Raw genomic sequence first — 18,784 nt, 5'->3', positions numbered from 1 at the left:
TTAAAATGACAATATCTAAAAATAATACTCTTTATATGATTTTAATTTTATTCTCTTTATCTAGTTTTATATATGGCTTTGTAATTAGAGAAGACTCAGCTGGTGGAGGTAAATTCGATTTTTTAAATACATGGACAAATCAAAAAATTTTCAATGAAAATACAACAATTGCATCTATCAAAAATACTAAAACTTCCGAGATTAAATTGAGTATAAATAGTCACTTTCCTTCAAGCTATATAATTAACAAATTTTTAAATCCATTTTCTAAAAATAAAGAAAATTTCTTAATAAGTATTTTTATTTTAAATATATTTTTACCTATTATTTTTTTTTTAATTTTAAAAAAAAATTATAAAAAGCAAAACCTCTACCTTTTAGCATGTTTCTCAAGTATTATTTATTTAAGTCCCTATTATAGAACTAGCTCATATTGGGCTGGAATGGAAAATTATGGATTACTAATGATGGTAATTTCTTATTATTTTTATTCAACATATCTAAAAGAAGTTAATAATAAAAAAAAATATATACTTATTTTTTCTATATTCAGTTGTTTATGTGTTTATTTTGATCAAAAACTTGCCTTGATTCCTTTAATCTATAGCTACTTATTTCTTAAACACGAAAATAATAAAATTAATATTAGTCTTTACATAATTATTAATTTTATTTTATCTTTACCAGTCTTTTCTTTAATTTATTATTGGGGAAGCTTAATATCACCACATGACACTATTTCACGAAGCTTTGGAACATTGTATTTGGAACAGATCGGTTATTTTTTTTCTATAACTTCATTTTATTTAATACCCTATATATTTATATTTCATAAAAAAATTTTTCAGTTTGTGATGTCTAATAAAAAATATTTTATGATTTTATTTTTCTTATTTAGTGTCTATCTCATCTTGATATTCTTATTTCCAACTAATTATTTTCAATGGGAACATTTAGGAAAAGGTTGGGCTCATAAATTAAGCCGATTAATTTTCGAAGATGAGTTTTCTCAAAAAATATTTTTATATTTTATTTTTTTTATTTCAATATTTTCTTTTTTTGCTGTTGCTCAAAAAAGAATACTTTTAATTTTTTTTGTGATTTTCTTTATTCCAATTTCACTTTTAATATTGCCATTTTTTCAAGAATATCTAGATCCATTAGTTTTTATATTTCTTTCACTATTTTTTTACAATAACGACGAATTGAATAATAGACTTGTTAAATCTCATTATTTATTTAGTTTAACTTTTTTAATATTTGCTAATTTATACTATTAATGAATAAAAAAATTTATTTTCATGCTGATGATTTTGGTAGAAGTAAAATTATTTCTAAAAATATATATAAATGCATTAAGCTTAAAATTATCAATAGTATTTCAGTAATGGTAGGATTTAATGAATATTATTTTGAATATATAAAAAAGAGCCGCTTAATTAATATAAAATTACATTTAAATTTAACTGAAAATTATCCGAGTTCATCTTTATCTTATAATTATAGTTTTTTTAAATTACTATTTTTGAGGTATAGCTTTAAATTCTCTTTTCATAAAGAAGAAGTTAAAAAAGAAATAGAAAAACAAATTATTTATTTTAAAAAGAAATTTAATATTACTTCTATCAAAATTGACTCTCATGAACATGTTCACGTTATTCCTTGGATTAACGATATTATTTTAGATCTTAAAGAAAAACATAAAATTATTGAATTAAGAGAACCTATTGAAAAATATTATTTTATAAATTTAAAAGACTTTATAAATACTGGTTATTTAAGCAATATAATGAAATTTTTAATAATTATTTTTTTAAGTAATTTTCATCGTAAAAAAAAAGGAAATCTAATTAAATCAAATTTTACTGGGTTGCTTTATACAGGTTTTCAAAACTTTGACTCTATTAAAAAAGGTATTAGTTTAAATAAAAATAATAGCAAAACATTAGAAGTCTTAATTCATCCTGGATATACTAACAATAATGAAGTTAATTTTTTTAAAAAGAAATATTTCACTTATTACTCATCAGATCAAAGAATAAAAGAATATAAGATTGCTTCATCAAAAAAAATAATCAAAATGATAAGTTAAAAATTAAAATCAATTTTTTTTATAAAGTATGTTATAAAATTGAATTAATACTGCAAAAAGAATAATACTGCCTCCAATTAATGTAAATAATGATGATCTTTCACCGGCAAATAAAAATGCCCATATAGGTCCTAAAACAGATTCGGATAACATTATAATACCAACCATCGCAGAAGGAGTGCTTCGAGCACCCATAGTTATAAATATAAATCCAAATCCAACTTGAAAAAAACCTGCAGTAAATCCTAAAAAGATATCATTAGAGGAAATCATAAGTTTGTCTGATAACAAATATCCAATAATACATGAGCTTATACCCGCAATAAATTGTGCGGGTACCATATCGACATTGGGAAACTTTCTCACAATCATTATCAGAACAGCAAATGTAATAGGCATACTAAAAGCTGCTAAATTGCCAGACATTTCTCCTGGTGATAAAGAATTTCCAACCATTAACAAAACTCCAGTGATCGCGAGGATAATTGATACTAATGTTAAAGATGTAATTGTTTCTTTTAAGAATAAGTATCCAAATATTGCTAGAAACAATATTTGTGTTGAAATGATGAAATTAGTGTTTGCAACAGTTGTATTATACATCGCAAAAACATATCCACAGAAACCCAAGGATAAAATAATTCCACCAAAAAACCCTGGTAATCCTGAGTCATAAAATGCCTTAAATAATTTTTGCTTATAAGTGATTACTAAAAACAACAAAATTGTTAATGAAAAAAATAATGACCGCCAAAATAATATTTGCCACAGAGTTGCACCCTCGAATGATTTTACAATCAAGCCTCCAAAGCTTAAGCAGCATGCACCCATAAAAACGAGTATTGGGCCAGGAATTTTGCTAATTATTTTCATTTAAATATTTATTTGTATCAATCGTATATGCTTTAAATATATTCTGAGCTTCTGCAAGGCTTACTTCTTTAAATTTTATTTTAGATCCAGGTGTAAATTGACCAACTTGATCTAAATCTGCTGAAATAACAACTCCGATCTTTGGGTATCCTCCAATAGTTCCGTGATCAGAAAGCATTATAATTGGATTTCCATCAGCTGGGACCTGGATTACTCCTCTTACAAGACCCTCTGATTTAATATTTGTGTTAACGATATTTTCTAACTTAGGTCCAGTCAATCTAATGCCCATTCGATCTGCATCTTTAGTTACTGAAAACTCATCATTAAAAAAACTATCTTGTGATTTTTTTGAAAAATAATTGAAATTAGTACCTTTAATTATTCTAATTAAATTATCAGAACTTTCATTATAATTTATTTTTTTTTTTATTTAATACAAGATCTTGATTGTTAATTAGAATTTTATCTTGTAGTGAATATTTTTTACCATTGTTTGGACCAATATTTGCTTTTGTATTTATTGAATAACTATTCCAAATCTTTTGTAATTTAAAACCATTGCTAACTGATAAATATCCATAAGCAGTATTTTTGGTTGAGATTATATCTAATTGCTCTTCATCTTCTAAAGTATAACTTTCATAACAAGTACCGTCTTCTATTGAACCATCTTTTTTAATAATCTTAAAAATTACATCACCAGTGATACAAAAATTAATTGAACCATTTTTTAATTTTAAGAGAGGGCCTTGATAAGCAAACTCTATAACTGCTTCATTTAAAGAATTGTTTACAAGTTTATTACTTAAAACATAGTTTCTTTGATCAATTGCACCACTAATTGTAATGCCTAAGTGATACATGTGATTTCTTCCAATATCTTGGATTGTTGTATTAACTCCTGCTCTTAAAACTTCAAAATATGTATTACTCATTCCAATTTAAATATTCTTCTTTAGATATTTGATAAAAACTAACTCTATCTCCAGGTTTAATTAAAGCAGGTTCTTTTCTGTTTAAATTATCAAAAATTTTTTCAGGGGTATTGCCTATAATGTTCCATCCTCCAGGGCTTTCAAAAGTATAAATGTTTACAAACTGCTCGGTTATTCCAACCGAACCTTTTGGAACTTTTAATCTTGGTGTTTCTAAACGATTACATCTAATGTCCTTATTTATATCTCCTAAAAAAGGCATACCCGCAATAAATCCTGTCATATAACAAAAGTATTCTTTATTTAAACTTAAGTTTAAAATTTCTTCTTTCGAGAGTTTAGTTATTTTTAAAATTCTATTAAAATCTAGGCCAAATTCATCATCACAACAAATAGCAATCTTAATTTTTTTAAAGTTATCCTTGGTTTGATTTTTAACATCTAATGCTAAAATTTTTTCTTTAACTTCGTTAAATGTAGTTTGAGACAAATCAAAATTGATGATTAATTTATTATAGGAGGGGATAATATTATTTATTCCAGTAGTTTCATTTGTCTCAACTAACTTTGAGATTTCATTAAAATAACAAATTACATTTGAATTTATTTGTTCATTTACGTCTGATCCGAAATCACAATATACTGATGCGTCACCAAGATTTGATATATTTTTGATCATAGCATGTTATACTCTAAGGTATAGGTTATGGAAATTAATATCAATTGTGACTTAGGCGAAAAATCAAAATTTCATTCAATAGAAAATGATCCTGCTTTATTAGATATTGTTAATTCAGCAAATGTTGCTTGTGGTTATCATGCTGGAGATAATGATACAATGAGGATGGTTGTCCAAATTTCAAAAAAAAATGGAGTAAGTATTGGAGCCCATCCTTCATTTAATGATCCAGAAAATTTTGGAAGAAAAAGAATGAATTTAAATTCATCTGAAATTTCAAAACTTATTATTGACCAATTTCAAACTCTAAATAAAATTGCTCAAGAGTATGGTGAAAAGGTTACTCATATAAAGCCACATGGTGCGTTAAATAATATGGCTTGTGAAGACTTAGAGCTTGCAACACTATTAGCAAAAACTATCTATCAAATTGATAAAGAAATAATCTATCTAGTGCCAACCGGATCTAAAATGGAAATAGCTGCAAAAAAACTTAATATGAAAATTGCATGTGAAATATTTGCAGATAGAAACTATGAAGATAATGGAAATTTAGTTTCTAGAAAAAAACCTCACGCTTTAATAATCAACCCAGAACAAGCAAATAAACACGTATTAAGTATGGTTAAAAATCAGTCGCTTAATTGTCACAGTGGTAAGCAAATACCTTGTGAAATAGACTCTGTTTGCATACATGGGGATAATGAAAGTTCATTAGCTACTGCAAAATCAATTAAAAAAAATTTAATAGATAATGGACTTAAACTAAAACCACTCAATCTAATGAAAAAATTTATATAATTATGAAAAATATTTTTGTTACTCTTTCTGTTTTAATTTTATTATCAACAAATTCTTATGCCGCTGGGTCTAGTAGTGATAGTTCTAACAAAGTAAAATCAAATTATGATAAGGCAGTTACGATTATTAAAGCTGCAAAAAAATATGAAAAACAAGGTAAAAACGAAAAAGCCAACAAAAAATATGAAAAAGCTTTAGACCTTTTGGTTATATCTAATAAAGAAAAACCAAATAAAGCTGATACTCTCAATTATCTTGGTTTTACAACAAGAAAACTTGGAGATTATGCTGGAGGTGAAAAATATTATTTACAAGGACTTTCTATAGAACCCAACCATAATGGAATTAATGAATACTTGGGTGAGCTTTATGTTGTTACTAACAGAATTGATTTAGCAAAAGAAAGACTTGATGTGTTAAAATCATGTAATTGTGAAGAATATAAAGAACTTAAAGCAATAATTGCTGGGGAAAAAAAATCTAAATATTAATTTTAGTTATTTCGTAATGATCTGTCCTAAAATTAATTTAAAAATTTCTACGTCTTATTAAGCCTTTAATATATTGATTTATTATAGATTTTTACTATTATTCAATCATCTTGATTGAAGAAGGCATAATACTACTCCAAATTATCTTTATAGATATTATCCTAGCTGCAGATAACGCTATAATTATAGCTTTAATCGCAGCTAACTTCGTTCCAAAAAATAGAAAACAAATAATTCTCTGGGGTGTTGTGGGCGCATTAGTTTTTAAAGTTATTTTTGCATTATTTGCCACTTATTTATTTGAATTCTATTATATAAAAATTTTAGGTGGGTTGCTTCTAATTTGGATTGCTAACGATTTGAGAAAAGATTTAGTCGAGATGAAAAATAAGATAAAATCTCCAGTTAAAAAATCTACAGAACCATCTTATATACAAAGTGTTTACAAGGTATTATTTGCAGATATTACAATTAGTTTTGATAATGTCATTGGGGTAGTTGGGGCTTCTAAAGGATACTTTGGTTTTATGATTTTTGGTCTTGTTTTATCTGTGGTTCTAACTGGTGCATTAGCTACTTATTTAGCTAACTATATTCAAAAGCATATTTGGATAGCATATGTTGGTTTATTTTTTATATTGATCGTTGGACTACAATTAATCATTGGTGGATTGAATGATTATGGAGTGTTATCAATAAATCAAACTTTTCAAAAATACTTCTAGCTAATAAGAATGTTTTTTGGCAGGAAACTTTTTTTTTGTTACGTCTTGTTTATATTTTAAGACAGCATTATTTATTTGTTTTTCAATATTTAGATACTTTTTTACAAATCTTACTTTTATATTACTCAGTCCTATAAGATCATCCGTAACAAGAACTTGTCCGTCACAATTAACTGATGCGCCTATCCCAATTGTTGGCACATTAATTGATTTCGTAATTTCTTTTGCTAAAGAGCTCTCGACACACTCTAAAACCATTGAGAATACACCTGCTTCTTCTAAAAGTTTAGAATCTCTTAAAATAATTTTTCTTTCTGATGTTTTTTTTCCTTTAAATCTAAAATTTGTTGCAGATTGAGGAAGAACACCAAGGTGGCCCATAACTGGAATTTTATTTTTAATCAAAATTTTAATTACTTTAATAATCTTTTTACCACCTTCAAGTTTGACAGCATCACAATTAGTTTTAGAAATTATTTTTTTCGCATTAGTTAACGCTTCTTTAGGGGTACGGTAGGTGTTGTGTGGCATGTCTACTACCATTAAACTTTTTTTAACACCTTGTCTTACACTTTTAGAATGTTTAATGATCATATCTAATGTCACTTTTTTTGTAGAAGAAAAGTTGTAAAGGACTGATCCAAGGGAATCTCCAACCAAAATAAGATCGCAGTGTTTATCAATAATAGAAGCAATATTTTTTGAATAAGCAGTAAGGCTTATAATTTTAGATTTATTTTTTTTTTTAATAAAATCTATAATTTTTTTATTCATCTTTTAATATCTTATAATTAACTATTACTCTAATTCAATAGTACTTGGTGGTTTAGATGTTACATCATAAACAACTCTATTTATTCCTCTAATATTATTGATGATTTGATTAGAAATAGATTGCATAAAGCCTTTTGGAAATTCAAAAAAATCTGCAGTCATTCCATCCTCTGAAGTAATTGCTCTTAATAAACAAATATGTTCGTAAGTTCGGTTATCACCCATTACACCAACTGTTTTAACTGGTAATAGAGCAGCATAGGCTTGCCAAATTTTATCGTATAAACCATTATCTCTTAAAGCCTTAATAAAATAATAATCTGCCTCTTTTAAAATATTAATCTTTTCTCTTGTTATATTACCAGGCATTCTTATTGCTAAACCAGGTCCAGGAAATGGATGTCTAGATATTATATCTTTTGATAAATTTAGTTCTAACCCAAGTTTTCTTACCTCATCTTTGAAAAGAAATTTCAATGGCTCAACTAATTTTAATTTCATTCTTTTTGGTAAACCACCCACATTATGATGGGATTTAATTTTTGATGTCTGGCTTCCTGTAACAGATCTACTTTCAATTAAATCAGGATAAAGGGTGCCTTGAGCTAGAAACTTAACATTCTTTATTTTTTTTGCATATCTTTCAAATATTTTAATAAATAAATTTCCAATAATTTTTCTTTTTTTTTCAGGATCAGAAATGTTAGTTAATTTATTAATAAATTCTTTTTCTGCATTAACATAAACTAAATTTATTTTTAATTTTTTTTTGAATGTATTGACTACTTGTGTTTCCTCATTTTTTCTTAAAAGACCATTATTAACAAATATACAAGTAAGGTTTTTTCTAATAGCTTTACTCAATAATTGAGCGACAACACTGCTGTCCACTCCACCTGATAGACCGCAAATTACTTTATTATTACCTACTTGTTTCTTTATGTCTCTGATTAATTCTAATTTTTGATCTTTTGAAGACCAATTTTTTTTTAATTTACATATATAAAAAACAAAATTACGTAGTAAGATTTTACCTTTATTAGTATGGGTTACTTCAGGGTGAAACTGTACGCCATAATAATTATTTTTAGTATTTTCAATTATTGCTAATTTTGAATTTTTTGAAGATGCAATAATTTTAAAATTTTTTGGCATCTTAGATACTTGATCTGCATGGCTCATCCATACATTGTTACTATTGTCTTTATTAAAAAAATTTTTAGTTAATTTACTATTTGAAACCTTTTTAATAGTTGCTAGACCAAACTCTCTATGTTTAGATTTTTTAACACCTCCACCTAGTTCTTTAGACAGTATTTGATGTCCAAAACATATTCCTAAAACTGGTATTTTTAAGCTTAATATCTTTTTATCAAATTTAAATTTATCATTTTGATATACATTAAGCGGACCCCCTGAGAGAATTATTCCACCAGTGTTATTGTTAATAATTTGATTTATTTTTATTTTTTTATGACTAATGATTTCTGAAAAAACACCAAATTCTCTTACTCTTCTTGCGATAAGCTGTGTAAATTGAGACCCAAAATCTATTATTAGAATTTTGGTGAGCTTGTTATTAAGACTCATTTTTTGGTTCCAAATCTTTTAAAGACTCTAAAATAATTTTTTCTTTACCACATAAATCAATGCAAATTTTAGAGAAACTTTGAGCCAACTCTCTAACTTTTAAATAATTGCTTCTTTTAAGTTCTATTTCCATAAGCATATAATTTGCTTCTTCATTTTTAGGTTCTAGTAACAAAACTGTATCTATATTCTTTTTTACTTCTTTTTTATTTTCTTCAATATTAAAAATTTTTGCTAGATATAAATATGATTTTTCATCTTTAGGATTGAATACTATTCCTCTTTGAAATAAAAACTTAGCCTCTTCATAACTTTTTTCATCATATTTAATTTTTCCCTCTTCAAAAAAATTATCTTCTGCAAAAGATAAATTCGAAATATTTAAAAATATAAAAATTATAAAGACTAGTTTATTAAATTTAATCATTAGTATTTGCTGTCACTCTTTACTTCATCAACATTATGAACCATGCTTTCATAAAATCCAGCTTTTGTTATTTTTACAAAATTAGGTTTAGTTTTTAGATATAAAACTTTTTTTGCTCCCAAATAGCCCATGGAAGATTTTAATCCTCCGATTAATTTATAAATAATATTTTTAACATCACCTTTATATTTAACAAAACCCTCTACACCTTCTGGTACATATTTAGATGTATCTTTTTGTTTTTTTTGAAAATATCTATCAGCAGAACCTTTATTCATTGCTCCCACAGAACCCATTCCTCTAAAACTTTTAAATAATTTTCCATTTTTTTTTATTAGTTTTCCTGGTGTCTCTGTGCTTCCGGCAAATAATGAACCAATCATTACAGCATCTGCTCCTGCTGACAATGCTTTTGCAATATCTCCAGAATATTTAATTCCACCATCAGAAATTATTTTTGTTTTATTATTTTTTATTCCTTGTTTAACTGCTAGGATTGCACTCAATTGAGGCACACCAATACCAGCTACCAATCTAGTAGTGCAAATTGAACCAGGTCCAATACCAACTTTAACTATATCTACACCTAATTTTATTAAAAATTTTGCAGCGTCCGCTGTAGCAATATTTCCAGCACACAAGGTTGTCTTTTTAGTTTTAATTTTCTTAATTGCTTTAACAATTTCAGCTACTTTTTTGCTGTGACCATGTGCTGTATCAACTACAATTAAATTAATTTGTTCTTTTAAAATCGCCTCTGCCCTTTTAAGTTCTAGTGGACCGGCTCCTACAGCAGCTCCAACTAATAATCCTTGCTTTTTTACTTTTCTAATCTCTTCAATTTGTTTTTTGATATTTAAATTTCTGTGAATTACACCAATGCCTCCTGCTTTAGCTATCGCTATTGCCATTTTACTTTCTGTAACAGTATCCATTGCTGATGATAACAAAGGTATTTTTAATGTTAAATTAGCTGATAATTTTGTGCTTGTGTCAACTTCTGAAGGTAAAACTCCTGAGTACTTCGGAGCCATTGTGACATCGTCAAAGGTGAGTGCTTCTTTAATAGGATCCATAATAATTTATATACGATTCTTTTTAAAAATAAAGTTTCTATCTTAGAGTTTTACAAATAATAAAGCTTTCCTTAGATTCTTTTCTACTGGATTTTGGCTTAAATACCTTCACCTCTTTGAATATTTTTTTACCAAGTGCGACTATTTCGTTAAATGATGATCCTAAAAAAATTTTAGAAACAAATCGCCCTTCTTTAACAAGCATTTCTTTCGAAAAGTTCATTGCTTCCATGGCAAGTTCCCCTGTATAGATTGCATCAATATCCTTTATGCCCGTTGTATTAACAGCCATATCGGACACGACAACATCAACTTTTGATTTGAATAAACCTTTTATTTTTTCTTGAGATTCTAAATCAGTAAAGTCTCCTTTTATTTGAATTATGTTTTCAATTGCTTCCATATTTTTTAAGTCTATAGAAACTAATCTTCCACTTTTTACCATCCTTGCTATATACTGAGACCAGCTACCAGGTGATGCGCCTAAGTCTATTACTGATATTCCATTTTTAAATATCTTAAATTTTTCATCTATTTCAATTAATTTATATGCAGATCTAGCTCGATACCCATCCACATGGGACTGTCTAACATAAATATCTCTTTTTTGTTTGTTGATCCAGTTTTTAGAAATTCTATTTTTTTTCAATTAATGACCAAATCTAAGACTTTTAGATAATATTTTTTGCTGGATAGTCTTAATATTAATTTTAACCTCTCTATCTAACCTCATATCTTTACCTGAGTCCCAAATTCCAGCAGCTAAGTGCATAATTCCTATTTTATAATTTGGTAAGTAAGGTTCAACGAATGTATTTTTAATTTCGTCAAATTTTGGTAATAAATTACTAGCAATCCAATTGCAATTTAATGGTAAAAATTCAGTTTCTAGATCATCTATATAAACTGACATATTGATAGCAAGACCCTCTGAACCAAAGATATTTCCACTTTTTAATGTTTGTTCTAGATTTTTTTGCCAAGAAGCCCAACCAGGTGAATTTTTTTCTAATGAAAAAACGCCAATATTTATATGAGGAGCAAAAGCTAATTTTCTAGCTTTATTAATTCCAACTTTTGATTTTATTGCATGTTTAAAATTTTGAGATTTAATTATTGCTACTTTACCAAACAGCCAATTTACTTTTGACATTATTTTGTATCCCGGTCCTAATGTTTGAGTAATTCCTAATTTACCATTTTCACAAGCTTTAAAATATAATTCAACAGAATTCCAATCATTCACCCACGCGTCACAATCTATCCATAGAAATTTTTCATAACTGGGAAAATATTTTGGTAGAAATGCTCGAGATACTTGACTCTTTAGCCACTCTTTTCCTTTTACTTTAAATGCTGGAACATCAATATCCCATTCTGCTGATTTAATTTCATCAACCTTTTTAGATAATTCATTTTTTTGCTCTTCAGATAAACCGGCATCTAAAATACAAATTGCTGTATCTTTACTTTTTTCAAAACTCTTAATAGAATCAACTAATTCATTAAGTAATTCAAAGTAATTTGAGTCAGCCAAAGATACAATTACGTTTTTTTTCATTTAGAGTATGTCTTCAAGATCTTCGACTTCTTGGTTTTCACCACTTAAAATCTTTTGTTTATAGGTTTTTTTATAACTGAAATATCCAAATGGAAGTAAGGTTATATAAATCAGGCCACAAATGACTAAGACTTTAAATGTATATATAAATAATAGACCAAAAAATAACACAACACCAAATAATACAAAAATTGTCATTGGACGAGGTATTGAGATCTTTTTAAATGCAAAAGTTGGTATTTTACTAATCAATAAAAATGAATTTACAATAAAGAATAATGGTACAAGAATATCATAATTAATATTAATTAAATTTATATCACTTAGATTTAATATTAATGGCATAAGAATTAAAATTCCTCCAGCAGGAGACGGAACACCCTCAAAATAATTATCTTTCCATGAAGGTTCAGTATTTGAAGTTACATTAAACCGCGCAAGTCTAAGGGCAACACAAACCACATAGATCATTGTAAGTAACCAACCAAATTTACCAAAATTATTTAAAGACCAAAAATACATTATAAAAGCTGGGGCAACACCAAAACTAATTAAATCAGCTAATGAATCTAACTCCTTTCCAACCAACGAAGTGCCTTTTACTAATCTTGCAACTCTACCATCTAGTGCATCAAAGACTGCAGCAAAAATAATAGCTATAATAGATAATTCAAATTTTTCATCTAATGCAAATTTGATAGAGCTAAGACCAATACAAATATTGATTAGGGTAAGTGTATTTGGAAGAAGCATCCTTGCTTTTTTATCAGATACAATTTTAAAATTATTTTTGGGTTGTTCCATATGCTACCTCTTAGCTAATAGTGTTTCACCTGCGATTGTCTTTTGTCCAACTTTAACTAAAGGCTTATAATTTTCAAAATAGACATCAGCTCTACTTCCAAATCTGATCATTCCTATTCTATCACCTTGTTGTAGCTGTTGATCTTTAGATGACTCACATACAATTCTTCTTGCGATCAAGCCTGCAATCTGAACGACAATTATTTCTTCTCCGTGAGAGTTTGTAATTTTATAATAATTTCTTTCATTATCTTCACTTGCTTTATCAAGTGATGCATTTAAAAACTTTCCTGGTTTATAAAGTATTTCTGAAATTTTACCATCACATGGTGTTCTATTAACGTGGCAATCAAATACGTTCATAAAAATACTAATCTTTGTAAATTTTTTATCTTCCAAACCTAATTCTTTTGGTCCATCAACCTCATGAACCATTAAAACCTCTCCATCTGCCGGGCTTGTTAAGTAATTTTCATCATTGATTGAAATTCTCTCAGGATCTCTAAAAAAATAGTAAACCCATATAGATAGTACCAATCCAATTAATCCTAAAAAAGTACTAAACAAATACAAAAAAAAAGTTGCGATTATGGCTATTGCCAAAAACTTGTACCCTTCAGAATGAATTTTTGGAAAAACCTTGTCTAACATAAGCTTCTATTTGATAATATTTTATTAATATGTATATAAAGCACTAAATTACAATTACTAATATTTATTATTTAATTATGGCTAAAATAAAGGTTAAAAATCCAGTTGTTGAACTAGATGGTGACGAAATGACTAGAGTCATTTGGGAGTTCATTAAAAAGAAACTAATTTTACCCTATTTAGATTTAGATATAAAGCACTACGACTTAGGAATGAAAAGTCGAGACAATACAAATGATCAAATAACTATAGATTCAGCTAATGCAATTAAAGAGCACAATGTTGGTATAAAATGTGCAACAATTACTCCAGATGAGGCTCGTGTAGAAGAGTTTAAACTTAAAAAAATGTGGAGATCACCTAATGGAACTATAAGAAATATACTAGGTGGAACAGTTTTTAGAGAACCAATAATTTGTCAAAATATTCCAAAACTTGTGCCAACATGGACTGATCCTTTAATTATTGGAAGACATGCTTTTGGAGATCAATATAGAGCAACTGATTTTAAGGTGCCTGGTAAAGGTAAAATGGAAATCAAATGGACATCAGAGGATGGTAAGGATGAAATAAAACATGAAGTATTTAACTTTCCAGGACCAGGGGTAGCTTTATCAATGTACAATTTGGATAAATCTATTGAGGACTTTGCCAGGTCTTGTTTTAATTATGGAATAATAAAAAAATGGCCTGTCTATTTGTCAACAAAAAATACTATTTTAAAAATTTACGACGGAAGATTTAAAGACATTTTCCAAGATATTTTTGATAAAGAATTTAAGACAGAATTTGAAAAACTAAATATTACTTATGAACACAGATTAATTGATGACATGGTAGCATGTGCAATGAAATGGAGTGGTAAATATATTTGGGCTTGTAAAAACTACGATGGTGATGTTCAGTCAGATACAGTAGCTCAAGGATATGGGTCGTTAGGATTAATGACCAGTGTGCTTCTTGCACCTGATGGAAAGACTATGGAGGCTGAAGCAGCTCATGGTACTGTAACAAGACATTATAGAATGCATCAACAGGGTAAAGAAACTTCTACTAATCCTATAGCTTCAATTTTTGCTTGGACTAGAGGTTTAGCGCATAGAGGAAAATTAGATGGCAATGAAGAATTAATTAAATTTTCAACTACCTTGGAAAAAGTTTGTATAGATTGTGTTGAAAATGGATCGATGACTAAAGACTTGGCGATCTTAATTAGTCCAACTAGTAATTATTTAACTACTAACCAGTTTTTAGATGAATTAGATGGACAACTTAAAAAGAAGCTTAATTAATTAAATTTTTAATATTTTCAAAAGACTCTTCAATTTTATTCGGTAATGTTCCACCTGCTTGAGCAAAATCTGCTCTGCCACCACCACCTTTTCCACCAATAATCTCTGAACCAGCACGCACAATTTCTACTGCATTAAATTTGTTCTCTAAAGTTTTTGTAACACCAACTGCTAATCCAACTTTGTTATCATTTACAGCATAAATTACAATCAGCCCTTCACCAATTTCTTTTTTTCCTTGATCAATTAATTTACGCAAATCTTTGAAGGGTAGATCTTGAATATTTTGAAATCTAACATTAATTTTATTTACAACTAAATTGGTTATCTTATTTTTTGACTTATCTTGTAATATAGATCCGACTTTAAGTTGCTCTAATTGTTTATTTAAGTCTTTAATTAGAGATAACGTATTCTCGTTTTCAATATTTGGTTTACCACCTAGCTCGATAATTTTTTTTGATAAATCTTTTATAATCTCATTGTTTTTTTGATTAGTTTCTGTTGATAATTTTTCTTTATTTTTAAGGTATTCTTCAAGCTGCTTGTCCCTTAATGCCTCAATTCTTCTTATGCCTGATGCCACTGCGGATTGACTAATAATTTTAAACCTTCCAATATCGGAGGTATTTTTAACATGGGTGCCTCCACATAACTCAGTTGAAAAATACTTTTCCCCGTCATCTCCCATTGATAAAACTCTGACCTCATCACCATATTTTTCTCCAAACAAAGCGAGGGCACCATTAGCAACCGCCTCTTTTGGGGTCATTATTCTTGTTTTAACATCAGACTTTTTTTCTATAACAGCATTAACATTGTGCTCAATTTTTTCTATTTCTTCTTTTGAGATAGGTTTCATGTGGCTAAAATCAAACCTTAATCGATCAGATTGAACTAGTGATCCTTTTTGTGTGACATGATCACCTAATACTCTTCTTAATGACTCATGCAGTAAATGAGTTGCTGAATGATAAGCTCTAGTATCATTCCTTCTATTAGTGTCTATTTTCATTTCAACATCTTGGTCAAGTTTAATTGATCCACTCAAAACTTTTCCATAGTGAACAAATAGATCTCCTATTTTTTTTTGAACATCTGTTACTTCAAATTTGAAATCATCCTTAATAATCACTCCCGTATCAGCTACTTGACCTCCTGACTCAGCATAGAATGGTGTTTGATTTACAACTATAATGCCTTCATCACCTTTATTTAGCACCAATACTTCTTTATGATTTTTTAGTAAACATTTGATTATGCCTTGAGCTTGGTCATATTCGTAACCAAGAAATTCTGTTGTCCCAATTTTTTCTTTAATACCATACCAAATTTTTTCAACAGTACTATCGCCTGAGCCCTTCCAATTTTTTCTTGCAAGTTCTATGCTCTCTCGCATTAATTCATCAAATCTTTTTTTATCAAATTTTAAAGATTTATATTTTAAAATATCTTCTGTTAAATCAATTGGAAATCCATAAGTCTCATACAGCTTAAATGCTACATCTCCTGGCAAAATATTATCAATCTTAGATATTTCTTCATTTAGAATTTTAATTCCTTTATCCAATAAAACTAAAAATTTTTCTTCTTCTGTTTTTAGAGTTTCTTTAATTAATGATTGTGCTCTTTCAAGTTCTGGATAATTATTAGACATCTCCTGTAATAGTGTTTTAAAAATATCATAAAAGATTGGTTTCTTAGATCCCAACAAATGTGAGTGCCTCATGCCACGTCTCATTATTCTTCTTAAGACATAACCTCTTCCTTCATTAGAAGGCAAAACTCCCTCTGCTAATAAAAATGAACTTGCACGTAAATGATCAGCTATTACTCTAAAGCTTGATTGATTGTCATCAGTTACCTTAACTTTTAAAGTATCAGATGCTGATTGTATTAATTTTTTAAAATGATCTGTTTCATAATTATCATGAGTTCCCTGTAAAAGTGCAGCTATTCTCTCAAGGCCCATTCCAGTATCTACAGATGGCTTTGGTAATTCAATTCTTTTATCTTTTGAAATTTGCTCATATTGCATAAATACTAAATTCCATATTTCTATAAAACGATTACCATCTTCATTTTTGCTTCCTGGTAATCCACCCACGAGATGGTCTCCATGATCATAAAATATTTCAGAGCATGGGCCACAGGGACCTAAATCACCCATTGACCAAAAATTATCTGTAGTAGAAATTCTAATTATTCTATCATCACTAAAGCCTGCTATTTTCTTCCAAAAATTGAATGCTTCATCATCACTATGATATACAGTTACATATAGACGATCTTTATCAATTCCAAATTCTTTAGTGATTAAATTCCAGGCATAACTAATGGCTTCTTCTTTAAAGTAATCTCCAAATGAGAAATTGCCCAGCATCTCAAAGAAAGTATGGTGTCTTGGTGTGTAACCTACATTTTCAAGATCATTATGTTTTCCACCAGCTCTTACACATTTTTGTGAAGTGGTTGCTCTTACATAATCTCTTTTTTCCAGTCCAGTAAATACATTCTTAAATTGAACCATACCTGAGTTTGCAAACATTAAGGTTGGATCGTTATTTGGAACTAAATTGCTAGAATCTACTATCTCATGATCATTTTTTTGAAAATAATCTAAGAAAGTTGTTCTAATTTGATTTAATGTTTTGTCGGCCATATTTATAAAATACAGCTTTTTTATTTGATGTCTAGATATGAGTAGGGAAAAAAGGCGCTTAATTTAAGCGCCTTTTAATAATTAAAGATGACTTTAACTAATTCTTTTTAGATGGTGGAGTTACTTCTTCTTTTGTCTCAGTAACTGGGTCTTCTATTTGATCCTTTGCAGCTTTTTCAGGATCTAATGGATTACCTTCAATTTTTTTTGCTATTACACCAGCTTTTTCTCTAATTGCCATTTCAATTTCTGCTGCAACTTGAGGATTTTGCTCTAAGTAAATTTTAGCATTTTCTCTTCCTTGGCCAATTTTTTCACCTTTATAAGCATACCAAGCACCTGATTTTTCAACAATCTCAGCTTTTGCTCCAAGGTCAATCAACTCACCAACTTTGCTAATTCCTTTTCCATACATTAGATCAAATTCAACAACTTTAAATGGTGGTGCTACTTTATTTTTCACCACTTTAACTCTTGTTGAATTTCCAATTATTTCATCTCCATTTTTAATTGCACCTATTCTTCTAATATCCATTCTTACTGATGAATAAAATTTAAGTGCATTACCACCAGATGTTGTCTCTGGACTACCAAACATAACTCCAATTTTCATTCTTATTTGATTTATAAAAATCATCATTGTGTTTGTATTTGAAATTGAGCTAGTCAATTTTCTTAAAGCCTGACTCATTAATCGTGATTGAAGACCTACGTGATGATCTCCCATCTCGCCTTCAATTTCAGCCCTAGGTGTTAATGCAGCCACTGAGTCAATTACGATAACAGAAATTGATCCAGATTTAACTAAAGTATCAGCTATTTCTAAAGCTTGCTCACCAGCATCTGGTTGAGAAATTAATAATTCATCAGTATTTACACCAAGGTTTTTTGCATATACTGGGTCTAATGCATGTTCAGCATCAACAAAAGCACATATACCACCTGCTTTTTGAGCTTCAGCAACCACCTGTAATGCTAATGTTGTTTTACCAGAAGACTCTGGTCCATAAATTTCTACAATTCTTCCTTTAGGCAAGCCACCAATACCAAGAGCCACATCTAAACTCAACGATCCAGTTGATACAGATTCTATGTCCATTGCTCTTCTTTGACCTAGCTTCATTACTGAACCTTTTCCAAAGTTATCAATAATCTGGCTCATTGCTGCGTCTAAAGCTTTATTTTTATCGTTTGCGTCTGTTGCTTGTTGTTTTGTAGATTTAACTACTTTTAGGTTATTTTTAGTCATTTTATGCCTTTTTTTATTAAATAATTAGTATTCGAATCGTGTTTTAAATGTACACATTTTGTTCTTATTTTCAATAGTTATTTTTTTTGTGAAAAAACA

General features: G+C 28.5%; 20 protein-coding genes. 6 read left to right on the top strand and 14 right to left on the bottom strand.

Annotated features, from left to right (window positions below; all coding sequences use genetic code 11):
* Positions 1-5 precede the first annotated feature (5 nt).
* Together AC5SL1_RS01365 and AC5SL1_RS01360 are read left to right on the top strand one after the other, a co-directional pair.
* The gene (locus AC5SL1_RS01365) at positions 6-1,280 is read left to right on the top strand and encodes a hypothetical protein (protein WP_494600006.1); all 1,275 of its coding nucleotides are present in this window, start codon (positions 6-8) and stop codon (positions 1,278-1,280) included.
* Positions 1,280-2,092 (top strand): ChbG/HpnK family deacetylase, encoded by an 813-nt coding sequence (locus AC5SL1_RS01360; RefSeq protein WP_494600005.1) that lies wholly within the window; start codon positions 1,280-1,282, stop codon positions 2,090-2,092. The genes AC5SL1_RS01365 and AC5SL1_RS01360 overlap by 1 nt, the downstream gene beginning before the upstream one ends.
* Before the next feature lie 9 nt (positions 2,093-2,101).
* On the opposite strand, the gene AC5SL1_RS01355 is transcribed toward AC5SL1_RS01360, so the two are convergent.
* From AC5SL1_RS01355 to AC5SL1_RS01340, 4 genes are read right to left on the bottom strand one after another with little or no spacing between them, the layout of a single operon-like run.
* The gene (locus AC5SL1_RS01355) at positions 2,102-2,965 is read right to left on the bottom strand and encodes a DMT family transporter (protein WP_494600004.1); all 864 of its coding nucleotides are present in this window, start codon (positions 2,963-2,965) and stop codon (positions 2,102-2,104) included.
* On the bottom strand, positions 2,952-3,347 hold the full coding sequence (locus AC5SL1_RS01350) for a 5-oxoprolinase subunit C family protein (protein ID WP_494600287.1): 396 nt from the start codon (positions 3,345-3,347) through the stop codon (positions 2,952-2,954). Before AC5SL1_RS01350 ends, AC5SL1_RS01355 begins: the two co-directional genes overlap by 14 nt.
* Before the next feature lie 28 nt (positions 3,348-3,375).
* On the bottom strand, positions 3,376-3,903 hold the full coding sequence (locus AC5SL1_RS01345; protein ID WP_494600003.1) for a 5-oxoprolinase subunit C family protein: 528 nt from the start codon (positions 3,901-3,903) through the stop codon (positions 3,376-3,378).
* Positions 3,896-4,582 carry a 5-oxoprolinase subunit B family protein gene (locus tag AC5SL1_RS01340; RefSeq protein ID WP_494600002.1) on the bottom strand — a complete coding sequence of 229 codons (687 nt, stop codon included), beginning with the start codon at positions 4,580-4,582 and terminating at the stop codon, positions 3,896-3,898. The genes AC5SL1_RS01345 and AC5SL1_RS01340 overlap by 8 nt, the downstream gene beginning before the upstream one ends.
* A 27-nt stretch (positions 4,583-4,609) precedes the next feature.
* On the opposite strand from AC5SL1_RS01340, the gene AC5SL1_RS01335 reads away from it, so the two are divergent.
* The 3 genes from AC5SL1_RS01335 to AC5SL1_RS01325 all read left to right on the top strand — a co-directional run bounded on the left by AC5SL1_RS01335 (position 4,610) and on the right by AC5SL1_RS01325 (position 6,599).
* The gene (locus tag AC5SL1_RS01335; RefSeq protein ID WP_494600001.1) at positions 4,610-5,383 is read left to right on the top strand and encodes a 5-oxoprolinase subunit PxpA; all 774 of its coding nucleotides are present in this window, start codon (positions 4,610-4,612) and stop codon (positions 5,381-5,383) included.
* Positions 5,384-5,385: 2 nt separating this feature from the next.
* Entirely contained in the window at positions 5,386-5,874 is a 489-nt protein-coding gene (locus tag AC5SL1_RS01330) for a tetratricopeptide repeat protein (RefSeq protein WP_494600000.1), read from the top strand.
* Between the two features lie 110 nt (positions 5,875-5,984).
* The gene (locus AC5SL1_RS01325) at positions 5,985-6,599 is read left to right on the top strand and encodes a YjbE family putative metal transport protein (protein WP_271516633.1); all 615 of its coding nucleotides are present in this window, start codon (positions 5,985-5,987) and stop codon (positions 6,597-6,599) included.
* Here AC5SL1_RS01325 and panB read toward each other — a convergent pair whose 3' ends face one another.
* From panB to AC5SL1_RS01285, 8 genes are read right to left on the bottom strand one after another with little or no spacing between them, the layout of a single operon-like run.
* Positions 6,600-7,373: a 3-methyl-2-oxobutanoate hydroxymethyltransferase gene (panB, locus tag AC5SL1_RS01320; protein WP_494599999.1), complete on the bottom strand. Its 774-nt coding sequence runs from the start codon at positions 7,371-7,373 to the stop codon at positions 6,600-6,602. It lies immediately after the preceding gene.
* Between the two features lie 24 nt (positions 7,374-7,397).
* Positions 7,398-8,963 (bottom strand): glutamine-hydrolyzing GMP synthase, encoded by a 1,566-nt coding sequence (gene guaA / locus AC5SL1_RS01315; protein WP_494599998.1) that lies wholly within the window; start codon positions 8,961-8,963, stop codon positions 7,398-7,400.
* Positions 8,953-9,390: a tetratricopeptide repeat protein gene (locus AC5SL1_RS01310; RefSeq protein WP_494599997.1), complete on the bottom strand. Its 438-nt coding sequence runs from the start codon at positions 9,388-9,390 to the stop codon at positions 8,953-8,955. The genes guaA and AC5SL1_RS01310 overlap by 11 nt, the downstream gene beginning before the upstream one ends.
* Positions 9,390-10,466, bottom strand: a complete 1,077-nt coding sequence (gene guaB, locus AC5SL1_RS01305) for an IMP dehydrogenase (RefSeq protein WP_494573397.1) — start codon at positions 10,464-10,466, stop codon at positions 9,390-9,392. The genes AC5SL1_RS01310 and guaB overlap by 1 nt, the downstream gene beginning before the upstream one ends.
* Before the next feature lie 37 nt (positions 10,467-10,503).
* Positions 10,504-11,115 carry an RlmE family RNA methyltransferase gene (locus AC5SL1_RS01300; RefSeq protein ID WP_494599996.1) on the bottom strand — a complete coding sequence of 204 codons (612 nt, stop codon included), beginning with the start codon at positions 11,113-11,115 and terminating at the stop codon, positions 10,504-10,506.
* Complete coding sequence (locus tag AC5SL1_RS01295) at positions 11,116-12,027, bottom strand: glycosyltransferase (RefSeq protein ID WP_494573395.1); 912 nt, start codon at positions 12,025-12,027, stop codon at positions 11,116-11,118.
* A complete protein-coding gene (gene pssA, locus AC5SL1_RS01290; protein ID WP_494599995.1) occupies positions 12,028-12,831 on the bottom strand; it encodes a CDP-diacylglycerol--serine O-phosphatidyltransferase in 804 nt (267 codons plus the stop codon).
* Positions 12,832-12,834: 3 nt separating this feature from the next.
* Positions 12,835-13,482 carry a phosphatidylserine decarboxylase gene (locus AC5SL1_RS01285; RefSeq protein ID WP_494599994.1) on the bottom strand — a complete coding sequence of 216 codons (648 nt, stop codon included), beginning with the start codon at positions 13,480-13,482 and terminating at the stop codon, positions 12,835-12,837.
* Positions 13,483-13,559: 77 nt separating this feature from the next.
* Between AC5SL1_RS01285 and AC5SL1_RS01280 the strand changes: the two genes are divergently transcribed.
* Positions 13,560-14,774, top strand: a complete 1,215-nt coding sequence (locus AC5SL1_RS01280) for an NADP-dependent isocitrate dehydrogenase (protein WP_494586773.1) — start codon at positions 13,560-13,562, stop codon at positions 14,772-14,774.
* Here AC5SL1_RS01280 and alaS read toward each other — a convergent pair.
* Together alaS and recA are read right to left on the bottom strand one after the other, a co-directional pair.
* Complete coding sequence (gene alaS, locus AC5SL1_RS01275; RefSeq protein WP_494599993.1) at positions 14,767-17,436, bottom strand: alanine--tRNA ligase; 2,670 nt, start codon at positions 17,434-17,436, stop codon at positions 14,767-14,769. The two genes, AC5SL1_RS01280 and alaS, sit on opposite strands and share 8 nt — an antisense overlap.
* Before the next feature lie 97 nt (positions 17,437-17,533).
* Complete coding sequence (gene recA / locus AC5SL1_RS01270; protein ID WP_494573390.1) at positions 17,534-18,685, bottom strand: recombinase RecA; 1,152 nt, start codon at positions 18,683-18,685, stop codon at positions 17,534-17,536.
* Between the last annotated feature and the right edge of the window lie 99 nt (positions 18,686-18,784).

Source organism: Candidatus Pelagibacter sp. PS_10_02 (assembly GCF_059418005.1).
This window is presented reverse-complemented; position numbering and strand designations above follow the sequence as displayed.